The 24,020-nt window shown below is 62.6% G+C and carries 23 protein-coding genes; 18 read left to right on the forward strand and 5 right to left on the reverse strand.

Features of this window, described 5'->3' with window-relative positions; translation table 11 throughout:
* The first annotated feature begins 62 nt into the window (after positions 1-62).
* Both ACZXDY_RS13930 and ACZXDY_RS13935 read left to right on the forward strand, forming a co-directional pair.
* On the forward strand, positions 63-1,460 hold the full coding sequence (locus ACZXDY_RS13930) for an NfeD family protein (RefSeq protein WP_464345887.1): 1,398 nt from the start codon (positions 63-65) through the stop codon (positions 1,458-1,460).
* On the forward strand, positions 1,457-2,215 hold the full coding sequence (locus tag ACZXDY_RS13935) for a slipin family protein (RefSeq protein ID WP_208820658.1): 759 nt from the start codon (positions 1,457-1,459) through the stop codon (positions 2,213-2,215). The genes ACZXDY_RS13930 and ACZXDY_RS13935 overlap by 4 nt, the downstream gene beginning before the upstream one ends.
* A 66-nt stretch (positions 2,216-2,281) precedes the next feature.
* Here ACZXDY_RS13935 and ACZXDY_RS13940 read toward each other — a convergent pair whose 3' ends face one another.
* The 3 genes from ACZXDY_RS13940 to ACZXDY_RS13950 form a co-directional block, all read right to left on the reverse strand.
* Complete coding sequence (locus tag ACZXDY_RS13940) at positions 2,282-2,656, reverse strand: hypothetical protein (protein WP_464345888.1); 375 nt, start codon at positions 2,654-2,656, stop codon at positions 2,282-2,284.
* A 350-nt stretch (positions 2,657-3,006) separates the two neighbouring features.
* Positions 3,007-3,390, reverse strand: coding sequence for a carboxymuconolactone decarboxylase family protein (locus tag ACZXDY_RS13945; RefSeq protein WP_028164705.1), 384 nt, complete (start codon positions 3,388-3,390; stop codon positions 3,007-3,009).
* Complete coding sequence (locus tag ACZXDY_RS13950; protein ID WP_464345889.1) at positions 3,387-4,748, reverse strand: MmgE/PrpD family protein; 1,362 nt, start codon at positions 4,746-4,748, stop codon at positions 3,387-3,389. The genes ACZXDY_RS13945 and ACZXDY_RS13950 overlap by 4 nt, the downstream gene beginning before the upstream one ends.
* A gap of 197 nt (positions 4,749-4,945) precedes the next feature.
* Between ACZXDY_RS13950 and ACZXDY_RS13955 the strand changes: the two genes are divergently transcribed.
* The 10 genes from ACZXDY_RS13955 (at position 4,946) to ACZXDY_RS14000 (ending at position 15,919) form a co-directional block, all read left to right on the forward strand.
* Positions 4,946-5,839: an NAD(P)-dependent oxidoreductase gene (locus ACZXDY_RS13955; protein ID WP_456641958.1), complete on the forward strand. Its 894-nt coding sequence runs from the start codon at positions 4,946-4,948 to the stop codon at positions 5,837-5,839.
* The gene (locus ACZXDY_RS13960) at positions 5,812-7,266 is read left to right on the forward strand and encodes an MmgE/PrpD family protein (protein ID WP_464345890.1); all 1,455 of its coding nucleotides are present in this window, start codon (positions 5,812-5,814) and stop codon (positions 7,264-7,266) included. The genes ACZXDY_RS13955 and ACZXDY_RS13960 overlap by 28 nt, the downstream gene beginning before the upstream one ends.
* A 115-nt stretch (positions 7,267-7,381) precedes the next feature.
* On the forward strand, positions 7,382-8,317 hold the full coding sequence (locus tag ACZXDY_RS13965) for a branched-chain amino acid ABC transporter permease (protein ID WP_464345891.1): 936 nt from the start codon (positions 7,382-7,384) through the stop codon (positions 8,315-8,317).
* Positions 8,314-10,092, forward strand: a complete 1,779-nt coding sequence (locus tag ACZXDY_RS13970) for a branched-chain amino acid ABC transporter ATP-binding protein/permease (RefSeq protein ID WP_464345892.1) — start codon at positions 8,314-8,316, stop codon at positions 10,090-10,092. The genes ACZXDY_RS13965 and ACZXDY_RS13970 overlap by 4 nt, the downstream gene beginning before the upstream one ends.
* Positions 10,079-10,786: an ABC transporter ATP-binding protein gene (locus tag ACZXDY_RS13975; RefSeq protein WP_028164711.1), complete on the forward strand. Its 708-nt coding sequence runs from the start codon at positions 10,079-10,081 to the stop codon at positions 10,784-10,786. The genes ACZXDY_RS13970 and ACZXDY_RS13975 overlap by 14 nt, the downstream gene beginning before the upstream one ends.
* Positions 10,787-10,820: 34 nt before the next feature.
* Entirely contained in the window at positions 10,821-12,056 is a 1,236-nt protein-coding gene (locus ACZXDY_RS13980; RefSeq protein ID WP_464345893.1) for an ABC transporter substrate-binding protein, read from the forward strand.
* Positions 12,057-12,092: 36 nt separating this feature from the next.
* Positions 12,093-13,328, forward strand: a complete 1,236-nt coding sequence (locus ACZXDY_RS13985; RefSeq protein WP_464345894.1) for an ABC transporter substrate-binding protein — start codon at positions 12,093-12,095, stop codon at positions 13,326-13,328.
* A gap of 18 nt (positions 13,329-13,346) precedes the next feature.
* The gene (locus tag ACZXDY_RS13990) at positions 13,347-14,117 is read left to right on the forward strand and encodes an SDR family oxidoreductase (protein WP_028164714.1); all 771 of its coding nucleotides are present in this window, start codon (positions 13,347-13,349) and stop codon (positions 14,115-14,117) included.
* A gap of 86 nt (positions 14,118-14,203) precedes the next feature.
* Positions 14,204-14,917, forward strand: a complete 714-nt coding sequence (locus ACZXDY_RS13995) for a GntR family transcriptional regulator (protein ID WP_051396809.1) — start codon at positions 14,204-14,206, stop codon at positions 14,915-14,917.
* 27 nt (positions 14,918-14,944) lie between these two features.
* Positions 14,945-15,919 carry a tripartite tricarboxylate transporter substrate-binding protein gene (locus tag ACZXDY_RS14000; protein WP_464345895.1) on the forward strand — a complete coding sequence of 325 codons (975 nt, stop codon included), beginning with the start codon at positions 14,945-14,947 and terminating at the stop codon, positions 15,917-15,919.
* 11 nt (positions 15,920-15,930) lie between these two features.
* Here ACZXDY_RS14000 and ACZXDY_RS14005 read toward each other — a convergent pair whose 3' ends face one another.
* Positions 15,931-16,563, reverse strand: coding sequence for a GntR family transcriptional regulator (locus tag ACZXDY_RS14005; RefSeq protein WP_464345934.1), 633 nt, complete (start codon positions 16,561-16,563; stop codon positions 15,931-15,933).
* Between the two features lie 127 nt (positions 16,564-16,690).
* Here ACZXDY_RS14005 and bioB point away from each other — a divergent pair, with 127 nt between their 5' ends.
* Genes bioB through ACZXDY_RS14025 form a run of 4 tightly spaced genes read left to right on the forward strand, consistent with a single transcriptional unit; the run spans position 16,691 to position 20,818 of the window.
* Entirely contained in the window at positions 16,691-17,701 is a 1,011-nt protein-coding gene (gene bioB / locus ACZXDY_RS14010) for a biotin synthase BioB (RefSeq protein ID WP_035690470.1), read from the forward strand.
* A gap of 47 nt (positions 17,702-17,748) precedes the next feature.
* A complete protein-coding gene (locus tag ACZXDY_RS14015; protein WP_464345896.1) occupies positions 17,749-18,903 on the forward strand; it encodes an 8-amino-7-oxononanoate synthase in 1,155 nt (384 codons plus the stop codon).
* On the forward strand, positions 18,900-19,532 hold the full coding sequence (gene bioD / locus ACZXDY_RS14020; RefSeq protein ID WP_464345897.1) for a dethiobiotin synthase: 633 nt from the start codon (positions 18,900-18,902) through the stop codon (positions 19,530-19,532). The genes ACZXDY_RS14015 and bioD overlap by 4 nt, the downstream gene beginning before the upstream one ends.
* Positions 19,529-20,818 carry an adenosylmethionine--8-amino-7-oxononanoate transaminase gene (locus ACZXDY_RS14025; protein ID WP_464345898.1) on the forward strand — a complete coding sequence of 430 codons (1,290 nt, stop codon included), beginning with the start codon at positions 19,529-19,531 and terminating at the stop codon, positions 20,816-20,818. The genes bioD and ACZXDY_RS14025 overlap by 4 nt, the downstream gene beginning before the upstream one ends.
* A 16-nt stretch (positions 20,819-20,834) precedes the next feature.
* Here the strand turns inward: ACZXDY_RS14025 and ACZXDY_RS14030 are convergent, their stop codons facing one another.
* On the reverse strand, positions 20,835-22,337 hold the full coding sequence (locus ACZXDY_RS14030) for a UbiD family decarboxylase (RefSeq protein WP_464345899.1): 1,503 nt from the start codon (positions 22,335-22,337) through the stop codon (positions 20,835-20,837).
* Between the two features lie 71 nt (positions 22,338-22,408).
* Here ACZXDY_RS14030 and ubiT point away from each other — a divergent pair, with 71 nt between their 5' ends.
* Positions 22,409-22,990: a ubiquinone anaerobic biosynthesis accessory factor UbiT gene (ubiT, locus tag ACZXDY_RS14035; RefSeq protein WP_464345900.1), complete on the forward strand. Its 582-nt coding sequence runs from the start codon at positions 22,409-22,411 to the stop codon at positions 22,988-22,990.
* A gap of 2 nt (positions 22,991-22,992) precedes the next feature.
* The gene (ubiU, locus tag ACZXDY_RS14040) at positions 22,993-23,970 is read left to right on the forward strand and encodes a ubiquinone anaerobic biosynthesis protein UbiU (protein WP_464345901.1); all 978 of its coding nucleotides are present in this window, start codon (positions 22,993-22,995) and stop codon (positions 23,968-23,970) included.
* The last annotated feature ends 50 nt before the right edge of the window (positions 23,971-24,020 follow it).

Consider the following 24,020-nt stretch of genomic DNA (forward strand, 5'->3'; position numbering starts at 1 on the left):
TGGTCCACGGCCATTGAGGTTCCTGGACGGAACCCCATATCTTCGACAAGGGAGTCCTTGCCGTGCAGACCGTAAAGGCGGCCCTCGTTGCGGCGATTGCAATCGTCGCTCTGGTTGTCTCCCTCCTTCCCGGCTTAGCGGAGGAGAACCGCAGTCTTGCACTGACCATTTCGCTCGACGGAGCGATCGGACCGGCGTCGGCAAGTTACGTGAAGGATGCTCTGGCCAAGGCAGCCGAACGACGCGCGGACATTGTCATTCTGCGTCTGAATACACCGGGCGGTCTCACCACCAGCATGCGCGAGATCATCTCGGATGTGCTCGCTTCGCCTGTTCCTGTCGTAGGTTACGTCGCTCCCTCCGGAGCCCATGCCGCAAGCGCCGGGACCTATATTCTCTACGCGACCCATATCGCGGCAATGGCGCCGGGCACCAATATCGGTGCCGCGACGCCAGTGCAGATTAGCGGTCCGATACCGGGCCTGCCGGGCGGTACCCCGGACAAGGACGGCAAAGACAAGAAGGATAGCGACCACCAGCCCGAGCCAAAGGATGCGATGACGGCAAAGGTGACGAATGATGCCGTCGCCCTCATCCGCAGCCTCGCCGAACTGCGCGGCCACAATGCCGACTGGGCCGAGAAGGCGGTGCGCGAGGCCGCGACCCTCTCCGCCAACGGCGCGTTGCAGGAACATGTCATCGATCTCATCGCACGCGATCCGGCCGAACTGCTCGCGAAGGTCGATGGTCGCGTCGTCGAGGTTGCAAGTGGCAAGACGCAACGTCTGGCGACGAAAGACGCGGTCGTCGAAATAATCGATCCCGGATGGATCTCCCGGTTCCTGGCGGTCATCACTGATCCCAACGTCGCGTTCATTCTCCTGATGGTTGGCGTCTACGGGCTCATCTTCGAATTCATGTCCCCCGGCACGGTCGCCCCCGGAGTCGTCGGCACGATCTGCCTGCTGCTGGGCCTTTACGCCCTCAATTTGCTGCCGATCAGCTACGCCGGCCTCGCCTTGATGCTGGTCGGGATCGCGCTTCTTGCCTTCGAGGCCTTTAACCCGACGGTCGTGATCGGGCTCGGCGGAGTCATCGCCTTTGTACTGGGAGCGGTCATGCTCTTCAGGGTCGAAGCGCCCGGCTACCGACTGTCGTGGTGGCTCATCGCCATCGTGACGGCGACGTTCATCGGCTTCGTTCTCGTCGTGCTCGGCTCGCTTCGGCGCGCTCGCAGCGGTCCCGTGCGGGTCGGCGCGCAAGCCATGCGAGGCCTGTCCGCCAAGGTCCTCGATTGGTCCGAGAATGAAGGTCATGTCTTCACGCACGGCGAGCGATGGCAAGCACGCGGCACCGAAACCTTCAGGCCCGGTGAGATGGTTGAGGTCGCCAACATCGTCGATCTGACGCTGGTGGTGCGGCGCGCGCCAGTCCCGACCGGCGAAGGAGGGAAATCATGATGCTTGATTACTTGACCTATGCAGCGCTTGTGCTGGTCGTCATCCTTTTCTTGACCCAGGCCATTCGCATCCTGCGGGAATATGAGCGCGGCGTCATCTTCACGCTCGGCCGTTTCACCGGAGTGAAGGGCCCGGGCCTCATCATCCTCATTCCGGCCGTGCAGCAACTCGTGAAGGTGGATCTCAGAGTGATGGTGCAGGTCGTGCCGCCCCAGGACGTGATTTCGCGCGACAACGTCTCGGTCAAGGTCAATGCCGTTCTCTACTTTCGCATCGTCGATCCTGAGCGCGCGATCATCAAGGTCGGCGATTACATGGCCGCGACCAGCCAGCTCGCACAAACCACGCTGCGCTCGGTACTCGGCAAGCACGAACTTGACGAGATGCTGGCAGAACGCGACAGGTTAAACGCTGACATCCAGGAGATCCTCGACAAGCAGACCGATGTATGGGGCATCAAGGTGACTGGAATCGAGATCAAGGATGTCGATATCAACGAAACCATGGTGCGCGCAATCGCCAAGCAGGCCGAAGCGGAACGGCTGCGACGGGCGAAAGTGATCAATGCGATGGGCGAGCAGCAGGCCGCCGAAAAGCTCGTCGAGGCCGGCCGGATCCTCGCCCAGGAGCCGCAGGCGATGCAGCTACGCTATTTCGCGGCGCTGCACGACATCGCGGGCGAACGGTCCTCGACCGTGGTCTTTCCGCTCCCGATGAATCTGTTTGACCACCTTGCTCGGCGGGAGTCAGCGTGATCTGGCCGTTTTCCTGAAGGGGTACCGATCGTGTGAGGCACGCGCGACGATGATTGTTTCCCAAGATCATCGCGCTTTAGGCTCGACGGCAGGCTCCAGGCTGCGCAGCCAGGCAAGCCGGGCGATGGCACGCTCGGCCAGCATCTGCAGAAGCTCAAGACGCGCCGGATCGTCCGAGCGTTCGGCACCGTCGAGATAGGCGTCGGTCAGAGCCTCGGCGATGGCCTGGGCATCAGTTCCCTGCAGCAGCGCCGGAGGAAAGGATCCGAATCCGGCGGCGCGGGCCGACATCAGTTCGGCCTCTTCGCGAAGCTCGCGAGCGCGGCTCTGCGAACGTCCTAGGACGCGCGCCTTGTGCTCGCAGTGATAGGCGCCGCGGCGTTCCTTGCGCAGGGTCGCCACATGCGCAAGTTCCTCGCGTGCCATGCCTTCGGCCGCCATCCGGATCTCGGGATCTGCGGTGAAGCCGCGACATAAGTCCAGAAGGCAAACGCACGCTCTTCATTGCGCACCGCCATCGCCAGGGCGCGATAGGGGGTCGTCAAACGCGACGCCTTGATCTCCGTCATCGCCTCGTCATCGAAAGTCTCCGGCGCATTCCAGCGCACCAGCGCCGGGTCAGGCGCCTTGCCACGGCGCGAGAGCGACCAACGTGTCACACTATCGCCCGGCCGGCTCACCGCCGGTTCACACCCTCGTCTTCTTGAACGCTGAGAAACTGACGTTGCCTGGCGATCGCAGGATCGCTCGTCGGCGACCGCCAAGACGCGGGCCGGCGAGCCTCCTGCAGGTCACTTCGTCTCAACTTCGTTGAAAGCGTCGCGAGCATTGCGGAATGCGTCTATGCCGGCGGGCACGCCGCAATAGACGGCGACCTGTAGCAGTATTTCCTTGATCTCGTCTTTGGTAAGTCCATTCTTCAGGGCGCCCTTGACGTGAAGCTTCAGTTCATGCGGCCGATTAAGCGCGCCGAGCATGGCCAGGTTGACGATCGAGCGAGTACGCCGATCGAGCCCGGGCCTTGTCCACAGCGCACCCCAGCAGAACTCGGTCGACCATTCCGCCATCGTCCGGGTGAATTCGTCGGCGCCTGCGATCGATTTGTTGACGTAGTCCTCGCCGAGCACTTCCTTGCGAACTTTGAGGCCCTTTTCGAACAACTCGCTTTTGCTCATGATCGTCCTTTCAGGTTTGGAGAGCATTGCATCAGTTCGGAGATGTCATCGAGCACATCGATTTGCCGGACTGCCTCGATGACGCCGTCCGCGTCCCAATCGCTACCGCCGGCCCGCGCGCAGTCGCGTAGCTTGGCTTCGATGTCGCGATCGGTGAGCGGATTGGCCAGACTGCCCCGTGGGGACGTGACGGTCTCAGTGAAGACGTCGCCGGTCACCAGGCGCACACTCACCCGGGCCGCGCCATCAGGCATCGTGTCGTCACGATCAGCCCTCACCTTCTGTCGCAACTGCACGACGTCGGGTCGGAACACCGTCTCGTGCGCAAATTCGCCAATGCCGGCCGCACCGATGAGTAAACCGCATGCCACGCAATGATGGATACTCACGCGCGCGTCACGCTCGTTATGTACCGGCCGATTACCTCGCGCCAGTAACAATGCGGAGCCCTGCACCGTCACAGAATCGATTTGATCGGTCCGCCCACCGATCCGATCGCGAAGGCGGAAGCAAGCGTCGATGACGGCATGGAACACGATGCCGGCTGGATAGGGCTTGTAGGTATTTCTTGCGATCTCCCAGGTATTGCCGAGGCCACCAAGCAGACGGTCGAGATCGGGTTCGTCGCCCATGGTGCGCGCCCATCCGAGAGGCCCTTCGATGGCGCGGGGCGCGGCCGCATACCCCTGCTGAGCGAGCAGTGCGGCAAAAAGCCCGTTACGCGCGGCATTGCCGACGCTCACATTCTTGGCGGCGGTCGGCAGGTTCTCGACGTTGCCTGCCGACTGGCTTGCGGCAATCCCGATCGCGTCGGCAATGCCGTCGGCCTGTAGTCTCAGCAGCTTTGCACAGGCGGCTGCCGCGCCGAATATCCCGCAGGTCGAGGTGATATGCCAGCCGCGCGCATAGTGGCGCGGCGAGACCGCATTGCCGATGCGGCACTCGACCTCGACGCCGAGGATGAAGGCCGTCAACACATCGCGTCCCGACAGTTTGCGCGCCTGCCCGAGTGCCAGCACCGGAGCTGCAACCGGCGCGGCCGGATGAATGATCGTTTCGGGATGGGTGTCGTCGAAGTCGAGCAGGTTGGCGGAGATGGCGTTGATGAATGACGCGCACAGGGCATCGAGCCGCTCGGAGCGGCCGATGATCGCGGAGGTCTGAGAGCCGCTGAACGGCGACAATGTCTGCAGGGCGGTCGTCACCGCCGGATCGTGGGCCGAACCCAGTGCGGTCGCGAAGAAGTTGAGAAGGGACCGTTTGGCGTCGTGACCTTGCCTCGCGACATCCGCCCATGATGTGGCGGCGACAAATTCGCCGAGCGTCCGGCTGACGCTTGAAACCTCGTTTTGTGTCACCTGAGCGGATTCCTCGGTTTTCAAAAACCATAAGCCGACCCGCGGCCAACTGTCGACCACAAAATGTTCTGCTTGACAGATTGACTGACAATCCGAACAGTGAGGACCGCGGGTGCAGGAACTGCTGCCTCGATGACGACAAACGACAACAACAAGAGCGCGTTCGTCCTGGAAACGCGCGGGCACGGGAGTGAACGATGGCGGGAGAGACGCTCGGCGTCATTGGCACGGGTCGCATGGGCGGTCCCATGGCGGGGCGATTGATGGACGCCGGCTATTCGCTGGTCGTCTACGATACACAGAGCGAAGCGACGGAGCCGCTGGTCAAGCGCGGTGCACAGCTGGCCAAGTCGCCTGCCGATGTCGCCTCTCGCGCGGATATCGTGCTGGCCAGCCTGCCCACTCCAGACATTGTGAAGGCGGTCGCGCTCGGTCCGGATGGGATCAGCAGCGGGAGCCGCGCGCGAATCGTGATCGATCTGTCCACCACCGGCCCGGGCGCAGCCAAGCTCGTGGCAGAGGGCCTGCAAGCAAAAGGCATGACACTGGTCGATGCGCCCGTGAGTGGCGGCATCAAAGGTGCTGTCAACGGCACGCTGGCGGTCATGGTGTCGTGTCCGCAGACGACCTATGAGACTGTCAAGCCAATCCTGAAGAACTTCGGCAAGCTGTTCTACACCGGCGACAAGCCCGGCGTGGCGCAGACAGCCAAGCTCGCCAACAATCTGATGGCAGCGGCGGCTCTGGTCATCACATCCGAAGCCGTGGCGATGGGCGTGAAGGGCGGCGTCAACGCCAAGGTCCTGATCGATATCATCAATGCCAGCAGCGGCCGCAACAGCGCATCCGAAGACAAGTTCCCGCGTTCGGTGTTGCCCGGCACTTTCGATTTCGGCTTCACCACCGGCCTCTCCTACAAGGACGTCCGGCTGTGCGTCGATGAGGCCGAAGCCATGGGCGTGCCCATGGTGTGCGGCGCCGTGGTGCGGCAAATGCTCGCGATCACCAATGCCAAATATGGCGCCGCATCCGATTTCACCTCGATCGCCAAGGTGGTCGAGGAATGGGCCGGAGTGCAGATGCGCGGCTGATCACAACGCTTCAGGGAGCAGCGATTGCGATGACGATCGGCCCGACCGGATCCGGCAAGGCATCGCTCGCGCGGCAGATGGCGCGATCCGCGCTTGCCGTCGATCTCGCGGATTTCGAGCCCGACGTGATCGCGAAAGCAAAGGCCTGCCTGCTCGATTTCCTGTCCTGCGCCTTCGAGGCAGGCACTCACCCCTGGAGCCGTCAGGCTGTCACGATCGCGCACGCCGCTAGCGACGGCGCAACCATCATCGGTAGCTCGCGGCTTGCCTCGCCGGCTGACGCCGCTTTCGCCAACGCCGTGATGGGGCATGGGCTGGTGCGAGAAGACATGCATGCCGCCAGCATATCGCATCATGGCGTCGTGATCTGGCCAACCCTGCTCGCGCTATCGGAGCAGGCTCCGCTGCGTGGCACCACCCTGCTCGCCGCCGCCATCATCGGTTACGAGACCGGTGCGCGGATTGGCCGGGCGCTCTTTACGTCCGAGCTCGCACGCTTGTACCGCCCGACGGGGTTGGTTGCACCGCTTGGTGCAGCACTGGCCGGAAGCTTCGCACTCGGGCTGTCCGAGGACGCCGCGACCAGCGCCATGGCCATCGCCGCCAACACCTCAAGCGGCTTGAACCAGTGGCCACACACTGGCGCCTCAGACATGTATTTTCATCCCGGCTTCGCTACAAGCAATGCGGTCAAGGCAATAGGCCTCGCCGCAGCCGGCGCATTCGGGTCGGAGATGATCCTCGAAGGCGAAGCCGGCCTGTTCGCGGCCTATCGGCGCGAGACAGCGCCCATCAGCATCGAACTCTTCGGCGGCGGCGAGTGCGAGATCATGGCCGTCTACAACAAGCCGGCACCGGCCTGTAACTTCGCCCAAACCGCGGCGCAGGCCGCGCTTCGAGCCTCGCACGAACTCGCCGACACGGATGACGTCGATCGCATCATCATTCGCGCTCCGGATGCCGCCGTTCGCTATCCCGGATGCGACTCGAAGGGGCCTTACCGGAACGCACTGCAGGCCAAGATGAGCATTCCGTTCAGCGTCGCAGCAACGCTTGCGCGGGGTGAGATCGAAGAAGACAACTACGCGGAACTGGACGACCCCGAAATCCTCCGTCTCGTTGCAGCAACCAGCCTGCGGAGTGATCCCGGCTTCACCGCCTCTTTCCCCGGCAAGCAAGGCGCGGAAGTGACGGTGTTCCTGCGTGACGGAAGAACGATCAGACACGCCCTGGCCGATGTCGTTCCGGCAACGCCTGCAGATATTCGCGCACGCTTTCGAACTGCGGCAACGCGTGTCATCGGCGAAGACCGCGCGCAACGCCTCGAACAACTCGTCGATGGCTGCGAGCAGCTTTGCGATGCCAGCGTGATCGCGGCGCAATGCCGGCTGGACTCGCCGGAGCGGATTTTGCGATCGGCGTCATAGGAAACGCCAGACATTGCGGAGGTGAAATGGCGGACCGGGAGACCAGCGTTGCAGCGACGACAGCGAAGGACGGCCGGCAAAATGGCCTTATCCCTGCGCCGCGGAGATCTTGCTGATGGAAGGATTTCTGCAAGCCCTCGCCGCAGGCCTGCTGATCGGTGCCGTGTACGGCCTGATGTGCGTCGGACTTGGCCTGATCTTCGGCGTCATGCGGGTCATCAATTTCGCCCATGGCGATTTCATGATGCTTGGCATGTATGTCGCCTTCTACCTGTTCACCGCCGCTGGCGTCCAGGTCATCTTCGGCAATGCTGTCGGACCCTTCATCGCGATCCTGCTGGCCGGCCCTGTGCTCGCGCTGTTCGGCTATGTCGTTCACCTTACCCTGATTTCGCATGTGTCGGGCACACGCACGGCCTCGCTCGAGGGTGAAGGTCACTATGCTCAGCTCATCCTGACGCTTGGCATCGCGCTGATCCTCCAGAATGGCGGCCTCATCATCTTCGGGTCGGTGCTGGCTTCTATCCGCACGCCACTGTCGAGCTCGGCATGGGAACTCGGCCCGGTCTTCGATATGAGCATCTTCATCAACAAGGCGCGCGGCATCGACGCTGTCGTTTCACTGTTGATCATGACGCTGCTGTCGCTCTTGATCACGCGGTCGCGGATCGGAAAATCGCTTCGTGCCGCAGCCGACAATCCGACCGCCGCGACCTATATGGGCATTGACGTCGATCGTGCGCACCGCACCGCCTTCGCGCTCGGCTCCGGCATCACGGCCATTGCCGGCGGCCTGCTCGCCACCAACTATCCGTTCCATCCCTTCGTCGGGCTCGAATACGTCATCGTCATGTATGCCGGCGTCGTTCTCGGCGGCATGGGCAGCATCATCGGCGCCTTCTGGGGCGGCATGACGATCGGGCTGGTCCAGCAGATGTCGACACTGATTTTGCCGACGCAGTTGCAGAACGCCGCGATCTTTGTCGTGTTCCTCCTCATCATCTTCTTCCGCCCGCAAGGCTTCTTCGGGCGCATGGTCGAGAGGACATGACCGTGCACCAATTGCGCTCGCTGGTCCCTGCTCTCGTCTTCACGATCGCTTATGCGGCGATCTCGCTCAGCGTCACCAACTCGTACTATCAACTGGTTCTGACGCTGGTCCCGGTATGGGCGGTGTTCGGTTTGTCCTGGAATCTGCTGAGCGGATACACCGGGCTGATCTCGTTCGGGCACGCCGCCTTTTTCGGGATCGGCGCCTATACGACAGCGCTCGGACAAATCTACTTCGACCTATCGCCTTGGCTCCTGATTCCGGTCGCCGCAATGCTTGGTGGCATTGCCGGGCTGCTGATCGGATTTCCGACCTTTCGTCTGCAGGGCCACTACTTCGCGCTGGCGATGCTGGCCTATCCGCTCGCCATTCTCTACGTGTTCGAGTGGCTCGGCTTCCAGGAAGTCACGCTCCCGATCAAGCGCGACGCCCCGATCGCCTATATGCAGTTTGCCGATCCCCGGCTCTACACCTTGCTGGCGCTGGCGATCATGCTTGCCACGATCCTGCTGACGCGGGTCATCGAACGTTCCCGCTTTGGCATGGCGCTGCTGGCAATCAAGCAGAACGAGGCCGCAGCCGAGGCCGCCGGCATCAATACGCTGGCCTGGAAGCTGCGCGCGATCACGCTCAGCGGCGCGATAGCTGCCGCCATCGGTGCGTTCTATGCGCAGGTGCTGCTGGTGGTCACCCCGCAATCGGTGTTCGGCATGCTGGTGTCGGCGCAGGCGCTGACGGTTGCGATGTTCGGCGGCGTCGGCACCGTCTGGGGCCCTGTCATTGGCTCTGTGATCCTGATCCCGCTGGCCGAGATCCTGCATGCCGAGGCCGGCGCACGTTTCCCTGGCATCCAGGGCGTGATCTTCGGATTTGCCATCGTCTGCGTCATCCTGGTCGCTCCGGAAGGACTGTTCTGGAAATTGCGAGATCTCCTGCGCAAGCGGCTGGCGCCAAAAGCGGCCGCGATGGTGGATGGATCGCAAGCTCCGGCGACAACCGTGACGTCGCCCCGGCCCGGCCGACAGCGAGCCGCAACCGGCGAAGTTGTGCTTGAGGTCCGGAACCTCTCTCGCTCTTTCGGCGGCTTGAAAGCCGTCCAGAACGTCAGCTTCAAACTGCACAAGAACGAAATCCTCGGGATCATCGGCCCGAACGGCGCCGGCAAGACGACGCTTTTCAATCTCCTGAACGGCTTCCTGCGACCGAACCAGGGCGAAGTGCTGATCGATGGCCGCAACATGTCCGGCGAGCGCCGGCATACGATCTGCGAGGCCGGCGTCGGCCGCACTTTCCAGGTCATGCGTCCATTCCTGCGCATGTCGATCCTCGACAATGTCGTGGTCGGCGCCTATGTGCGCGCACGAACTGACGAAGAGGCGCGAAAGCTTGCCGCCGACGCGGTCGCGCGCGTCGGCCTTTCTGCGGTGGCAGACCGCGTCGCCGGCGAGCTCTCGACCAAGGAACTGCGCTTGATGGAGCTCGCGCGCGCACTCGCAGGCCAGCCGCGCATCCTGTTGCTCGACGAGACGCTCGCGGGCCTCGGCCATGGCGAGGCGGATGAGGTCGTCGCCGTGATCCAGCAGCTTGCGCGCGACGGCATGACGATCGCCATCATCGAGCACACGATGCAGGCGATGGTTCGCCTGGTCGACAGCTTCCTCGTGCTCGACCATGGCGCCGTCATCACGGAGGGCGAGCCGGAGGTGGTCACGCGCGATGGCCGCGTGATCGAGGCCTATCTCGGCAAGAAATGGATGGCCCATGCTCCGCATTGAGGGATTGAGCGCGGGCTACTCGGCAAAGCCTGTCTTGAACGGTGTGTCCATCAATGTCGATGCAGGCCAGTTCGTCGCCATCGTTGGACCGAACGGCGCCGGCAAGACGACCCTGTTCAAGACCATTTCCGGCATCCTGAGGCCGAGCGGCGGCGGGATCTTCTTTAACGGTGTCGATCTCCTCGCAGTACCACCTGCGCAGCGCGCCCACCTTGGCATCGCCCACGTCCCGGAAGGCCGCCAGGTTTTTCCTTCGCTCACCGTGATGGAGAACCTGGAAATGGGCGCGATGACCGAGAGCGGCCGGCGCGACTGGGCAGCGAATATCGAACGCATCTTCGCGTGGCTACCGGTGCTGGCGGAGCGCCGCAGCCAGTTCGCAGGCACCCTGTCCGGCGGCCAGCAGCAGATGCTCGCGATTGGACGCGGCCTCGCCTCCTCGCCAAAACTGCTGATGCTGGACGAGCCTTCGATGGGGCTTGCGCCATCGACCGCGGATTTCGTCTTCGAGCGGCTGATCGAGATCCGCCGGCAGTCCGGCCTGACCATGCTGCTGGTCGAGCAGCGCGTGGCGGAGGCGCTGGAGTCCGCAGATCACGGCTATGTCCTCGAGGCCGGACGCGTCGTCCTCGAAGGCAACAACGAAACCCTGCGCGCCGACGACCGCGTGCGCAAGGCCTATCTCGGCATGTGACGAGCCAACGAACAATGGGGAGGGAGAAAACAAGATGAACAAGAGGACCAACGGATTGACCCGCCGCACCGTGCTGTCGGGTGTCGCCGCTGTCGGCCTTACGCAGGTGGCGCGCGCACAGCAACCGGCTGAGGTCAAGGTCGGCCTGATCGTGCCGCTGTCCGGCATCTATACCCGGCCAGGGCAGGTGATGAAGATGGGCGCCGAGATGGGCATCGAGCGCATCAATGCGCAGGGCGGCATCAAGGCGCTCGGCGGCGCGAAGCTGAAGCTAGTGGTGATCGACTGCGGCGATACCACCGAGAAGGCCAAGAACGCGGCGCAGCGCATGGTCGCGCAGGAGCCCGACCTCGTCGCCGCCACCGGCGCCTATCTCTCCTCTTTTACTCTGGCCGTCACCGAGGTAACCGAACGCGCCGAGTTGCCGGTGCTGACATTATCCTATTCGGATCTGCTGACCGACCGCGGGTTCAAGTACATCTTCCAGACCGCCGCAACGGCGAGCCGTCAATCCGAACTCGGATTGCCGACGCTGATGAAGCTCGCAGAAGCTGCCTCTGGCAAGCGGCCGAAAACGGTGGCGATGTTGATGGACAACACCGCGACCTCGGTCGCCACAGCCAAGGCGCTCAAGGAGAAGTTGTTCGCACAGGAAGGATTGCAGCTTGTCGTCGAGGAAGTCTGGACGCCACCATTATCCGATGCCACTCCCCTGATCCAGAAGGTCCGCTCCGCGAAGCCCGACCTGCTGCTGTTCATGCCCAACGCCGTCTCGGACGCGAAGCTCGGGCTCGAAAAAATCAGCGAATTCGGCCTCGGCCAGGGCAAGATCCCGACCGTCTCCTTCAGCATCACCATCGCCGAACCGGACATGCTGCAAAGCGTCAGCCCGGAGGTCGTGCAAGGCATCATGACGATCGTCGCCAACTGGGGGTCAAAGGGTCATGAGGACCTGATCGCGGAGCTCAAGGCCAAATACAAGGAGCCCTGGATGACGCAGAACGTCATCTCGACATATGGCGATATGTGGCTGATGAAGGAAGCGCTGGAGAAGGCCGGCAAGGCTGATCGCCAGGCCGTGGCGCAGGCCTTCCGCACACTGGATGCCGGCCCGTCGAAATACTATCCGGGCGGCCAGCTCAAATTCGACGACAAGGGCCGCCGCGTCGGCGCCGGCGTCGTCATCGTGCAGTGGCAATCGGGCGTGCCGGTCACCGTCTATCCGCCCGAACTCGCGCAATCGCAGCCGTTCTGGCCGAAGAAATCCTGACGGCAGCCTCGTGACCATTCGCGGAGGAGAATAGTCATGACTGGAAGGAACCGAACCACAGTGACGCGGCGAACGCTGCTGGTGGGCGCGTCCAGCACGCTGATCGCATCCCGCGCGTGGGCACAGCAGCCACCGGAGGTGAAGGTCGGCTTGCTGGTGCCGATCTCTGGGCTCTATGCCCGCCCGGGCACGGTGATGCGTGAAGGCGCCGAAATGGCTGTCGATCACATCAATGCCCAAGGCGGCATCAAGGCGCTCGGCGGCGCCAAGCTGAAACTGGTGGTGCTGGATTCCGGCGACACCACGGAAAAGGCCAAGAATGCCGCCCAGCGCATGGTGGCCCAGGAGTCCGATCTGGTCGCGGCGAGCGGCGCCTATCTCTCCTCGTTCACGCTCGCGGTCACCGAGGTGACGGAGCGCGCCAATCTGCCCGTCCTCACCCTCTCCTACTCGGACCTGATCACCGATCGCGGCTTCAAATACGTTTTCCAGACCTCGGCAACGGCGGGCTCGCAGGCTCGCCAGGCGCTGCCGCAGATCATCAAGCTGGCGGAGACGGCTTCCGGCAAGCGGCCGAAGACAGTTGCGATCCTCACCGACAATACGGCGGCTTCCATCGCATCCGCGAAATCGATGCGCGAGGGCCTTTTGGCGGAAAACCAGTTGCAACTGATCGTCGACGAGACGTTCACGCCGCCACTCGCGGATGCGACGTCGCTGGTGCAGAAGATACGCTCCGCGAAGCCCGATCTTCTATTCTTCCTGCCGACCGTGATTTCGGACGCGAAACTGCTGCTGGAAAAGATGAACGAGTTCGGCCTCGGCCAAGGCAAGGTGCCGACCATCTCGTTCGGCATCGCGATCGCCGAACCGGACATGCTGCAGACTGTCAGCCCGGAGCTGCTTCAAGGCGTCCTCACCTGCGTCGCAAGCTGGGGCGCCAAGGGACACGAGGCGCTGATCGCCGAGCTGAAGAGCCGCTACAAGGAGCCATGGATGACGCAGAACGCGATCTCCACCTATGGCGACATGTGGGTGATCAAGGACGCACTGGAGAAGGCCGGCAGGGCTGACCGCGTCGCCGTCGCCGAAGCCCTGCGCAACATGGATGCCGGTCCCTCGAAATACTACCCGCTGGGCGAGATCAAGTTCGACGACAAAGGCCGCCGCGTCGGCGCCGGCATGACCATCGTACAGTGGCAGTCTGGTGTGCCGGTGACGGTGTTCCCGCCGGAGCTTGCACTGGCGCAGCCCTTCTGGCCGAAAAGCTAATAGGGGAAACGCCGCGCGATGAAGGACAAATGGGCACTCGTGACCGGGGCAACCGCGGGCCTGGGATTGGCAGTGGCGGAAAGCCTTGCCGGCGCGGGGGCCAATATTGTCCTGCATGATCTCGTCGCGCCGGACGAATCCGCTGACCGGTTGCGCGCGCAATTCGGCGTCGACGTGATCACTGCGGGAGCCGACCTGTCGCAGCGCTCCGCCATCGAGGCCATGCTGGCCGACCTGCTTCGCCGCTGCGGCGCGATCGATATCCTCGTCAACAATGCCGTGGTCCGGCATTTCTCTGATCTCGAGCACTTTCCACCGGATCAATGGGAGCACGCGCTGGCGGTGAACGTGTCTGCGCCCTTCCACTTGATCCGCCTTACGCTACCCGCCATGAAGCAACGCGGCTGGGGCCGCATCATCAACATGGCCTCCATCTATTCGACCCGCGCGGTCGAAGATCGCATCGACTACGTCACCACCAAAACTGCAATCCTCGGTATCACCCGCGCCGTCGCGCTCGAAACCGCGCGCACCGGAATCACTTGCAATGCGGTCTGCCCAGGGACGCTGCCGACCCCCGCCATCCAGAGCAAGATCGCCTCCATTGCTGCCAAAACCGGCGAGTCCCTGGAGCGCGCCACGGAAAAATACCTCGCGGAGCGCCAGCCGTCCGGCCGGTTCATCGGGATGGAAGCCGTTGGCGCGCTGGTGGTGTTCCTCTGCGGCGCAGCCGCACAGGACATCACCGGGGCCAGCCTGCCGATCGATGGAGGCTGGTCAATCGCATGAATAAAGCCGATTTCGAGAGAGCGACAAATGCTGATTCTGCCGGTAAATCGCTGGTGAACCCGCGATAGAACGAAGGCATCTCGCAAATGGACCGACGCGCCGAACTGCAGTCCACGCTTCGCATCGAAGCCGTCCCGACCGTCAGGAAGATGGTCGCGCAAAAGCTGCGCGAGGCGATCATGTCCGGTACGCTTAAACCCGGCCAGCGGCTGGTCGAGCGCGAGCTGTGCGAGATGATGGGCGTCAGCCGCCCCTCGATCCGGGAGGCGCTGCGGCTGCTGGAAGCTGACGGACTGGTCAACACGGTCCCCCACCGCGGCCCGGTCGTCAGCAGGATCAGCCTCGAGGAGGCCCGGCAGCTCTACGCCGCACGTGCGGTGCTGGAAGGGTTTGCAGGCCGCGAATGCGCCCGTCTGCATGATCCCGAAGTGGTGCGCCGGATCGGCGATGCCTTGACTCGGCTGAAAACCGCGGCCTCGAAACAAGACCTCACCGGCTGTCTCGAGGCCAAGACCGACTTCTACGGCGCGCTGATCAGCGGCTGCCGCAACGCCTTTATCGAGCGCATGCTCAAGCCGTTGCATGACCGGATCACGCTGCTGCGGATCACCTCGATGTCGCAGCCGAAGCGGATCAACAAGAGCTTGCGCGAGGTCACGGCGATCTGGCGCGCGATCCAGAGCGGCAACGAGGAACTCGCCGAACGCTGCTGCGTCGATCACGTCAACGCCGCGGCTGTCGCCGCGCTCGACATGATCGAGCGGACATCAGCCAAGGAAATGACGCTTCCCGACCCATAGGCGAAGCGCAAAGGGAGGGAGTGCGTGATGATGTCTTTGGTACGCTCGCTGGTCTTGCTTATGCTGCTGTCGCCGTGCGCAACGGCATTCGCGCAGGACTATCCCTCCCGCCCTATCACCATGATCGTGCCCTTCTCGGCCGGCGGTCCCGGTGACGTGATTGCGCGAATTCTCGGCAGCGCGATGAGCGCAACGCTGAAACAGTCGATCGTGATCGAGAATGTGGTCGGCGCCGGCGGTACACTCGGCACCAACCGCGTCGCCAAGGCGGCACCTGACGGTTACACGCTGCTGCTGATGCATGTCGGTCAGGCGACCGCCCCGTCGCTCTACGCCAAACTGCCGTTCGATCCGGTCGGCGACTTCGCCATGATCGGCCTCGTCACCGACGTGCCGATGATCCTGGTCGCGCGGCCGAACTTTCCCGCCAAGGATCTGAAGGAATTGGTCGGGCGGATTCGCAGCGACGGCGACAAGGTCACATTCGGCAATGTTGGCCTCGGCTCCGCCTCGCAGCTCTGCGGCCTGATGTTCATGAGCACGACCGACACCAAGCTCACGTCGGTCTATTACAAGGGCGGCGGGCCGGCGCTCAACGACGTCATCGCGGGCCATATCGATGTCTATTGCGATCCGGCTACGGGGCCGACGCCCTATATCCAGTCTGGCACCATCAAGGGCTATGCGATCACCAGCAAGAAGCGCGTCGCCACGCTGCCGGACGTTCCGACTTCAGCGGAAGCCGGCGTTCCCGCCTTCGATGTGACCACCTGGTATGCCCTCTATGCGCCCCGTGGCACTCCGAAGCCCGTGGTCGACGTGCTGGTCAGTGCTCTACAGACGGCACTCAAGGACCCGCCACTCGTCGGCCGCTTTGCGGAGCTGAGCATGACCCCGGTCGAGACCGAACGCGCAACTCCCGAAGCGCTGGAAGCTTTCCTGAAGACCGAAATCGACAAATGGGCGCGGATCATCAAGGCCGCGGGAATCGAGCCGCAATAGGACACTTCCGCTCACGAGGTGGGAATTGCGAGGCGCTCGATGGTTTGGATGTGACGGGCGAGCAAACCACAGGCCTGATCGAGATTACGCGCTCGCAGCGCTTGCAGGATCAAGCGGTGATCCTGATTGGACCGCGGTCGCCAGCTGGCGTTACGGGCCATTGCAAACACCAAGCGAGAATTTGCGAGCTGCAAACCGTCGAGGCTGGCGAGCAGGCGCGGCATCGCGCAAGGAGCCACCAACGCGTGGTGAAAGGCGCGGTTGGCAGCCTCGAAGTCCTGGATCGTCTCGGCGTTGTCTCCCTCGATCAGCGCCAATTCGATCCGCGCCAAATGGGCTGACGTCAATTTCGGCGCCGCGTTCCGCAACGCGACGACTTCGAGCGCCGCACGCATCTCGGCAATTTCCTTCACCGAGTTGGTATCAAGCGGCGCAACGCGCACACCGCGACGGGGCACAGCGACGACAAGATGTTGAGCTTCCAGTTGCCGAAACGCCTCGCGTACCGGGACGTGGCTTGAACTGAATTCCCGCGCAATGTGGTCCTGCCGGAGCGGCGCATCCGGCTGCAGTGCGCCGCTGATGATGCGCGCGCCGATTGACTCGGCAATGCGTCCCGCTGTCGTTGTATTCTCGTCGGACATCATAGATTATCTATCATAAAATCAGGTGCACACGTCCGCGGCCTCAGCTAGCATCTGCTTCTAGGTCGGAATCATAGATAATTTTTCAGATTATCTATAATATGGGTTCCAAGAGAGGGCAAGTCTTATGGTCCATGCCGTGGAAGCGAAACAAAGCAATACCTGCGATATCGAAGCGGTCCGCACCGACTGGGACCGCGCTGAGGCCGAAGCGCTCTACGCCCTTCCCTTTCCCGACCTGATCTTTCAGGCCCAGAGCATTCATCGCGAGCGTTTCGATCCGAACCATGTCGAAACGGCGAGCCTGCTCAGCATCAAGACAGGTGGCTGTCCGGAAGACTGCGGCTACTGCTCACAGAGCGCGCATTACGACACCGGCCTGAAGGCCACGCGCCTGATGGACCACGCGGATGTGATCGCAACCGCTGAGCGCGCCAAGGAGGCAGGCGCGACCCGCTTCTGCATGGCCGCCGCCTGGCGCAATCCGAAAGACCGGGACCTCGAGAAGGTCTGCGATATGGTCAGCGCGGTGAAAGGCCTCGGCATGGAGACCTGCGTCACGCTCGGCATGCTGATGCCCGACCAGGCCGCGCGGCTCGCCGAAGCCGGGCTCGATTTCTACAATCACAATATCGATACGTCGCCCGAGTTCTACGACAAGATCATCACGACCCGCACCCTGGAGGATCGCATCGATACGCTGGCACATGTACGCGACGCCGGCATCAAGGTCTGTTGTGGCGGTATCATCGGCATGGGTGAACACGTTGATGACCGCCTGGGCATGCTGGTTCTGCTCGCCAATCTACCCGTTCATCCCGAGAGCGTGCCGATCAACCTCTGGAACGAGGTCAAGGGCGTTCCGGTCAACGACACCGCGGAGCGGCCAGATCCGATCGCGCTGGTGCGGCTGATCGCGGTCGCCCGCATCCTGATGCCGAAGAGCGTGGTGCGGCTTTCCGCTGGACGGCAATACATGACCGACGAACTCCAGGCGCTGTGTTTCCTTGCTGGCGCGAACTCCATCTTCATCGGCGATGTCCTCCTGACCACCAAGAACCCGCAGCGCGATCGCGACGCGAGTTTGCTGCAGCGACTCGGCATGAGATCCCAGCTCGGCCAGAGCCACGTCGCTTAGTCCGCTCTCAACTTGCCCAACTGATCGCCTGTCCGGGACACGAGGCAATGAACGCAATCCATGCAGACAAAACTGTCGGCTATCACAGCGCCTTGCAGACCTTGAAGAACGATGACCGGCTGCGCGGCCTCAAGCCGCGCGCAGGCATCGATTTCGTGTCGAACGACTATCTTGCGCTGGCGAGCGCGCCGCGCATGAGGAACGCTGTCGCTGCCGCACTCGAGGCCGGCACACCGATCGGAAGCGGCGGGTCACGGCTTCTGCGCGGAAACTGCGCGGAGCACGAACAGCTCGAAGCAGACGCTGCCAGGTTCTTCGGAACCGAGACGTCGCTATTTTTCGGCGGCGGATATGTGGCAAACTTTGCGCTTCTGACAACATTGCCGCAACGGGACGACCTGCTCGTGCTCGATGCTCTCGTTCACGCGAGCATTCATGAAGGAGCGCGCGCTGGCCGGGCTGAGTATTGCGAGAGCGCCCACAATGACCCGAAGTCGGTTGAGGACAGGATTCGCGACTGGCGAGCGAAAGGCGGAACGGGCCGCGTATGGATCGTGGTCGAAAGTATCTACAGCATGGACGGCGATTTCGCGCCGCTTGAGGAACTCGTCGCAATCGCAGACCGGCACGATGCATTCCTGGTCGTGGATGAGGCTCATGCCACCGGCGTCTACGGTGCGCAGGGTCGAGGACTGACCGCCCCCTATGAGGGGCGCGAAAACATGATTGTCATTCATACTTGCGGCAAGGCGCTGGGTGCAGCCGGTGCAATCGTCACTTTGACCCGCGTGCTGCGCGACTTCATGGTCAATCGTTGCCGTCCGTTTATTTTCGCTACCGCTCCCTCCCCCCTGATGGCTGTTGCTGTGCAGGAAGCGCTATCAATCCTGCAGCAGGAACCTGACCGACAGCAACGTCTGGCCAGCCTGGTCGCGTTCACACATCGAGAGCTCTCCGTGCGCGGCAGCCAAAGTCCTTCACGCTCGCAGATCGTGCCGTATATCGTTGGCGACAACGCCCGTGCGATGGCTCTGGCGGCTGCGTTGCAGGCTCGAGGCTTCGACATCCGTGGAGTCAGGCCGCCAACCGTGCCGGCAGGCACGGCACGGTTGCGGATCTCTATAACCCTCAACGTCGGCGAAGATGATCTGCGGGCAATGCTCGATGCCCTGTCCGAAGAGACAAGGGCCACGTCCCCATGAGCGAGCGGATCGTGGTGACTGGCACGGACACCGGGATCGGCAAGACAGTCTTCGCGGCAGGCCTCGCCGGTTTCCTCGGCGCCAAATATTGGAAGCCTGTTCAAGCGGGTCTCGACGCGGAGACCGATTCTGAGCACGTCGCGCGGCTGGGAGCCTTCTCCTGCGATCGCATCGTGCCAGAGCGTTACCGTCTCAGAACACCGGCCTCGCCCCATCTGGCTGCTGAGATTGACGGGGTTGCTGTCGACACGGAGTCACTCCACGTGCCCGATACTGGTGCGTGCCCGCTTGTGATAGAGGGGGCGGGCGGGCTGATGGTGCCGCTTAGCCGCAGCACATTGTACATCGACATCTTTGCGCGCTGGCAGATTCCGGTCCTTCTTTGCGCGCGCACTTCGCTCGGCACCATCAATCATTCGCTGCTGTCGATCGAAGCGCTGCGACATCGCGGGATCGGTATTCTCGGGATTGCATTCATTGGCGACGAAAACGTCGATACCGAGAACACGATTTGTAGGATCGGACGGATACGGAAGCTTGGACGATTGCCCTGGCTTTCTCCTCTGGGCCCGGACGCGTTGCGGACCGCCTTCGAAGGCTCATTCAACCGCGATGATTTCAAGCCATGATGCACGAGAAGCAGCCGCGAATCTGGCATCCATTCACCCAACATGCGCTGCAGGGCGTCATGACAAAGATTGTCCGCGGCGAAGGCGCCTATCTTTATACCGCAGACGACCGTCGTATCATCGACGCAATCGCATCCTGGTGGGTGGTGACCCACGGCCACTGCCATCCGCAAATCGCAAGCGCCATTCAGAAGCAGGCGGAGCAGCTCAACCAGATCATCTTCGCTGGCCATACTCACGAACCGGCCGAAGAGGTCGCTGACCTGGTTCTGAAATTGGCCCCCCGTGGCCTCGACTACGTGTTCTTTTCCGACAGCGGCTCGACCAGCGTAGAGGTCGCGCTTAAAATGGCACTCGGCTATTGGCACAACGTCGGCGAGCCGCGCTCGCGCATTGTCGTGATGCAGCACTCCTACCATGGCGACACGGTGGGTACGATGTCGGTCGGCGCGCGGAGTGTCTTCAACGCGGCATACGAACCATTGCTCTTCGATGTCACCTCAGTGCCGTTTCCGGAGCGCGGCCACGAACAGGTAACGCTTGACGCACTTGAAGCTGCGTGCCGCAACGACAATCCGGCAGCCTTTATTGTGGAGCCGCTGATCCTGGGCGCAGGCGGGATGCTGATGTATCCAGCGTGGGTGCTGAGAGAGATGAAGCGGATTTGTGAAGCTTCTAATGTCTTGTTCATTGCCGATGAGGTCATGACCGGTTGGGGCCGGACTGGAACATTGTTCGCGTGTGAGCAGGCTGATGTGTCGCCTGACATCGCCTGCTATTCCAAGGGTCTCACCGGCGGATCGCTTCCGCTCGCGGTGACACTCTGCCGCGCCGACATCTTTGACGCACATTATTCGAAAGATCGTACGCGGACCTTCTTTCATTCGAGCTCATATACGGCCAACCCGATCGCCTGTGCCGCAGCGAAGGCGAACCTGGATCTTTGGCAAGATCCGGACGTTCGAAAGCGCATCGCATCCGTGGCGGAAATGCAAGAAAACGGAATTGAACGATTTCACGCGGACGCGCGCTTCAAGAACGTTCGCCGGATCGGCACCATCACAGCCCTTGATTTGGCCGTACCCGACAGCGGCTACCTCGCTGACATTGGCCCGAAGCTCCAGACCTTTTTCCGCGATCGCAATCTCTTGCTGCGGCCACTCGGTAACACGATCTACGTCATGCCGCCGTATTGCGTCACAGCGGCGGACCTCAATGAGATCTACGCCGGCGTGAGCGATGCCGCCGATGCGCTAGTCCCCGAGAAACCGGGTCTGATCTCCTGAGAAGACCGGCAAGGGTCTATCCACCCAGACCAAGGTCCGGCCACATAGCGTCGACTCGTGCCGTCACGGCGGGGTCCATGGCCAGCACTTCACCCCAGGCCCTCTCGGTCTCCGGCTGCATCTTTGTCGTCGCATCGATGCCGAGTTTGCCGCCAAGACCGGGCTTTGGCGAGGCGAAATCGAGGTAATCGATCGGGGTATCGGCAAGCGTGACGAGATCGCGTGAACTGTCGCTTCGCGTTGCGACCGCCCACATCACCGCTCGCCAGTCGCGGATATCGATATCGCCGTCGACGACGATGAGAAACTTGGTGTAGGTGAGCTGGGGCAACATCGACCATAGCCCGAGCATCAGGCGCCGCGCCTGCCCTGGATACCGCTTGGAGATCGCGACAACCGCGATCCGGTAAGAACACGCCTCCGGCGGCAGCCAGAGGTCGATGACTTCCGGAAACTGCTGCTGCACCAGCGGCAGGAACAGATGATTGAGCGCCTCGCCGATGCGCGATGGCTCATCCGGCGGACGTCCGGTGAAGGTCGAGAGATAGACCGGGCTGCGCCGCCGCGTCAGCGCCGTCACGCGGAACACCGGAAACTCCTCGACGGAGTTGTAATAACCGGTGTGGTCGCCATAGGGACCCTCGGGCGCCGTTTCCGTCGCGGACACATAACCTTCGATGACAATTTCGGCCGTGGCCGGCACCGAGAGCGGAACGGTGATGCAGCGGACCAGATCCAGCCGCTGCCCGCGCAGCATGCCGGCCAGCCGCAGTTCGGAAATGGCTTCCGGCGCAGGTAAGACTGCAGCCAGGATGGTCGCAGGATCGGCGCCGATGACGACGGCGACCGGCATGTCCCGGCCAAGCTTTTTCCACTGATCGTGATGACGGGCACCGCCGCGATGCGGCAGCCAGCGCATGATGGCGCTGTCGCGGCCCAGCACCTGCATCCGGTAGACGCCCATGTTGTCCTGGCCCGAAGCGGCTGGCTCGGGCGGCGCAGTCATGACCAGCGGCCACGTGATCAGGGGCGCCGGCTCTCCGGGCCAGCAGACCTGGGTCGGCAGAATGCCGAGGTCTATGGCGTCGCCGGTTGCGATACATTCCTGCACCGGCGCCGCTGAAATCGTGCGCGGCCGGGTCGCCAGCGCGGCCCGTGCAAGGGGAAGCTTGCGCCAGGCATCGATCAGGTTCTGCGGCGGTCGCGGCGCGCGCAGTTCGGCCATCAGTTCGCCAAGCTCTCTCAGCCGGTCGGGCCGCACGCCAAATCCCCAGGCCACCCGTTCGATCGTACCGAAGAGATTGGTCAGCAGCGGTATATCCGAAGGAGCCCCATCCGCCCTGATCGGCCGCTCGAACAAAAGAGCCGGTCCTTCCTGGCGAAGAACGCGACGATGAATTTCCGTGATGTCGTGCACCACCGAGACCTTCTCGCGAATGCGTCGCAATTGCCCCTTACTCTCGAGAAAAACCAGAAAGTCGTGCATTTCCTGAAAATGCGGCACGTCGCGGCGCAGCAAGAGGCTTCTCCTTAAGACACAGAGATTCCTATGCAGCAAAATTCCAGGTCTTCTTTGTTCTTGCGCAAACAATGCCCGGGATCATCGCTCTATTCTGCACGATGAATTTCTCGAAAGTGCCCCCGCCTGCGCCGTCACCGTTGCCGGTGCCTCCATTGCTGGCGCTTGCTGTGCGCCCGTTGCCGCTGCTGCCGCTTCAGGCCGTACTCACGGTCGTGCTGCTTCGCATTTGCAGGGAACATCCGAGGATCTTCGACAGGCTGGGCGAGCATGCCCGAAAACGATTTAGCATCAAGCCGACCGATCTGCCCTTTGGCTTTCTGCTCGAGCCCGCCCCTTCCCGCCCGCGCCTATCGGTGGTGCGCAACCTGCCGGATGATGTTGATGCTCGGATTTCCAGTCCGTTGGCCGGGTTATTTGGTCTGGTCGAAGGCCACCTTGACGGCGATGCATTGCTGTTTTCCCGCGACCTTGTGGTGGAAGGCGATGTCGAGGCGGTGCTCGCGCTTCGCAACGCGATTGATGACGCGCAGCTCGACCCGATGGCGGAGATCGCCAGCATATTCGGACCACTGGCCGAACCATTGAAACGCACGTTGCAGATTGCTCGAACGGTGGCCAGCGCCTCAAATCGATCGCACAAAGGGATTTGACGATGGAGCTGATCTGTCCGGCGGGCACACCAGCCGCATTGAAGACCGCGATCGATGCCGGAGCCGATGCGGTCTATTGCGGTTTCAACGACGAGACCAATGCACGAAACTTTCCAGGCCTGAATTTCAGCCGCGACGAGCTCCGCGAGGCGATCGCCCTTGCACATCGCCGCAGGGTGAAGGTCCTGGTTGCCATCAACACATTCCCGCGCGCGGGCGCCGTCAGTCTCTGGCATCGGGCGATAGACGACGCCGTCGCGGCCAAGGCCGACGCGCTGATCCTGGCCGATGTCGGACTGCTGGAATATGCAGCGCGCCGCCATCCTGGCCAGCGCCTGCACGTCTCGGTGCAGGCAGCCGCCGCCAACGCGGATGCCATCGCTTTTTACACCGAGACATTCGGCGCCCGCCGCGTCGTCTTGCCCCGCGTCCTGAGCGTTGCGGAAATCGCCGGCATCGTCCGCGAGACGACCTGTGAGACGGAAGTGTTCGTCTTCGGCGGCCTTTGCGTGATGGCCGAAGGCCGTTGCTCGCTGTCATCCTATGCCACCGGCCAGTCGCCGAACATGCAGGGCGTATGCTCTCCCGCGAGCCATGTCGCTTATGAACAGGTGGACGGCAGGACGAAGTCGAGCCTCGGCGGATTCACAATCAACAGCTTCGAGATCGGTGAAGCTGCCGGCTATCCGACGCTTTGCAAGGGCCGCTTCACGACCAAACACGGCACCGGTTATATTTTCGAGGATCCCGTGAGCCTTGACGCGGCAACATTGCTTGCCGGTCTGCGCGACGCCGGCGTTACGGCGCTCAAGATCGAAGGGCGCCAGCGCGGCCGGGCCTATGTCGAGGGTGTCGTGCGGCATTTTCGTCAAGCTCTTGACGCGCTGGACTCCGGCCTGCCGATCGATGCCGGGCAACTTGTACCATTCACCGAGGGGCAGGCCACAACTGTGGGTGCGTATCGCAAGACCTGGAGGTAAGTGCCTAGGCCTCTCTCGTTGAACGACTAAAGAAAACCGATCGGAGGAAT

Source organism: Bradyrhizobium sp. LeoB3, assembly GCF_055456055.1.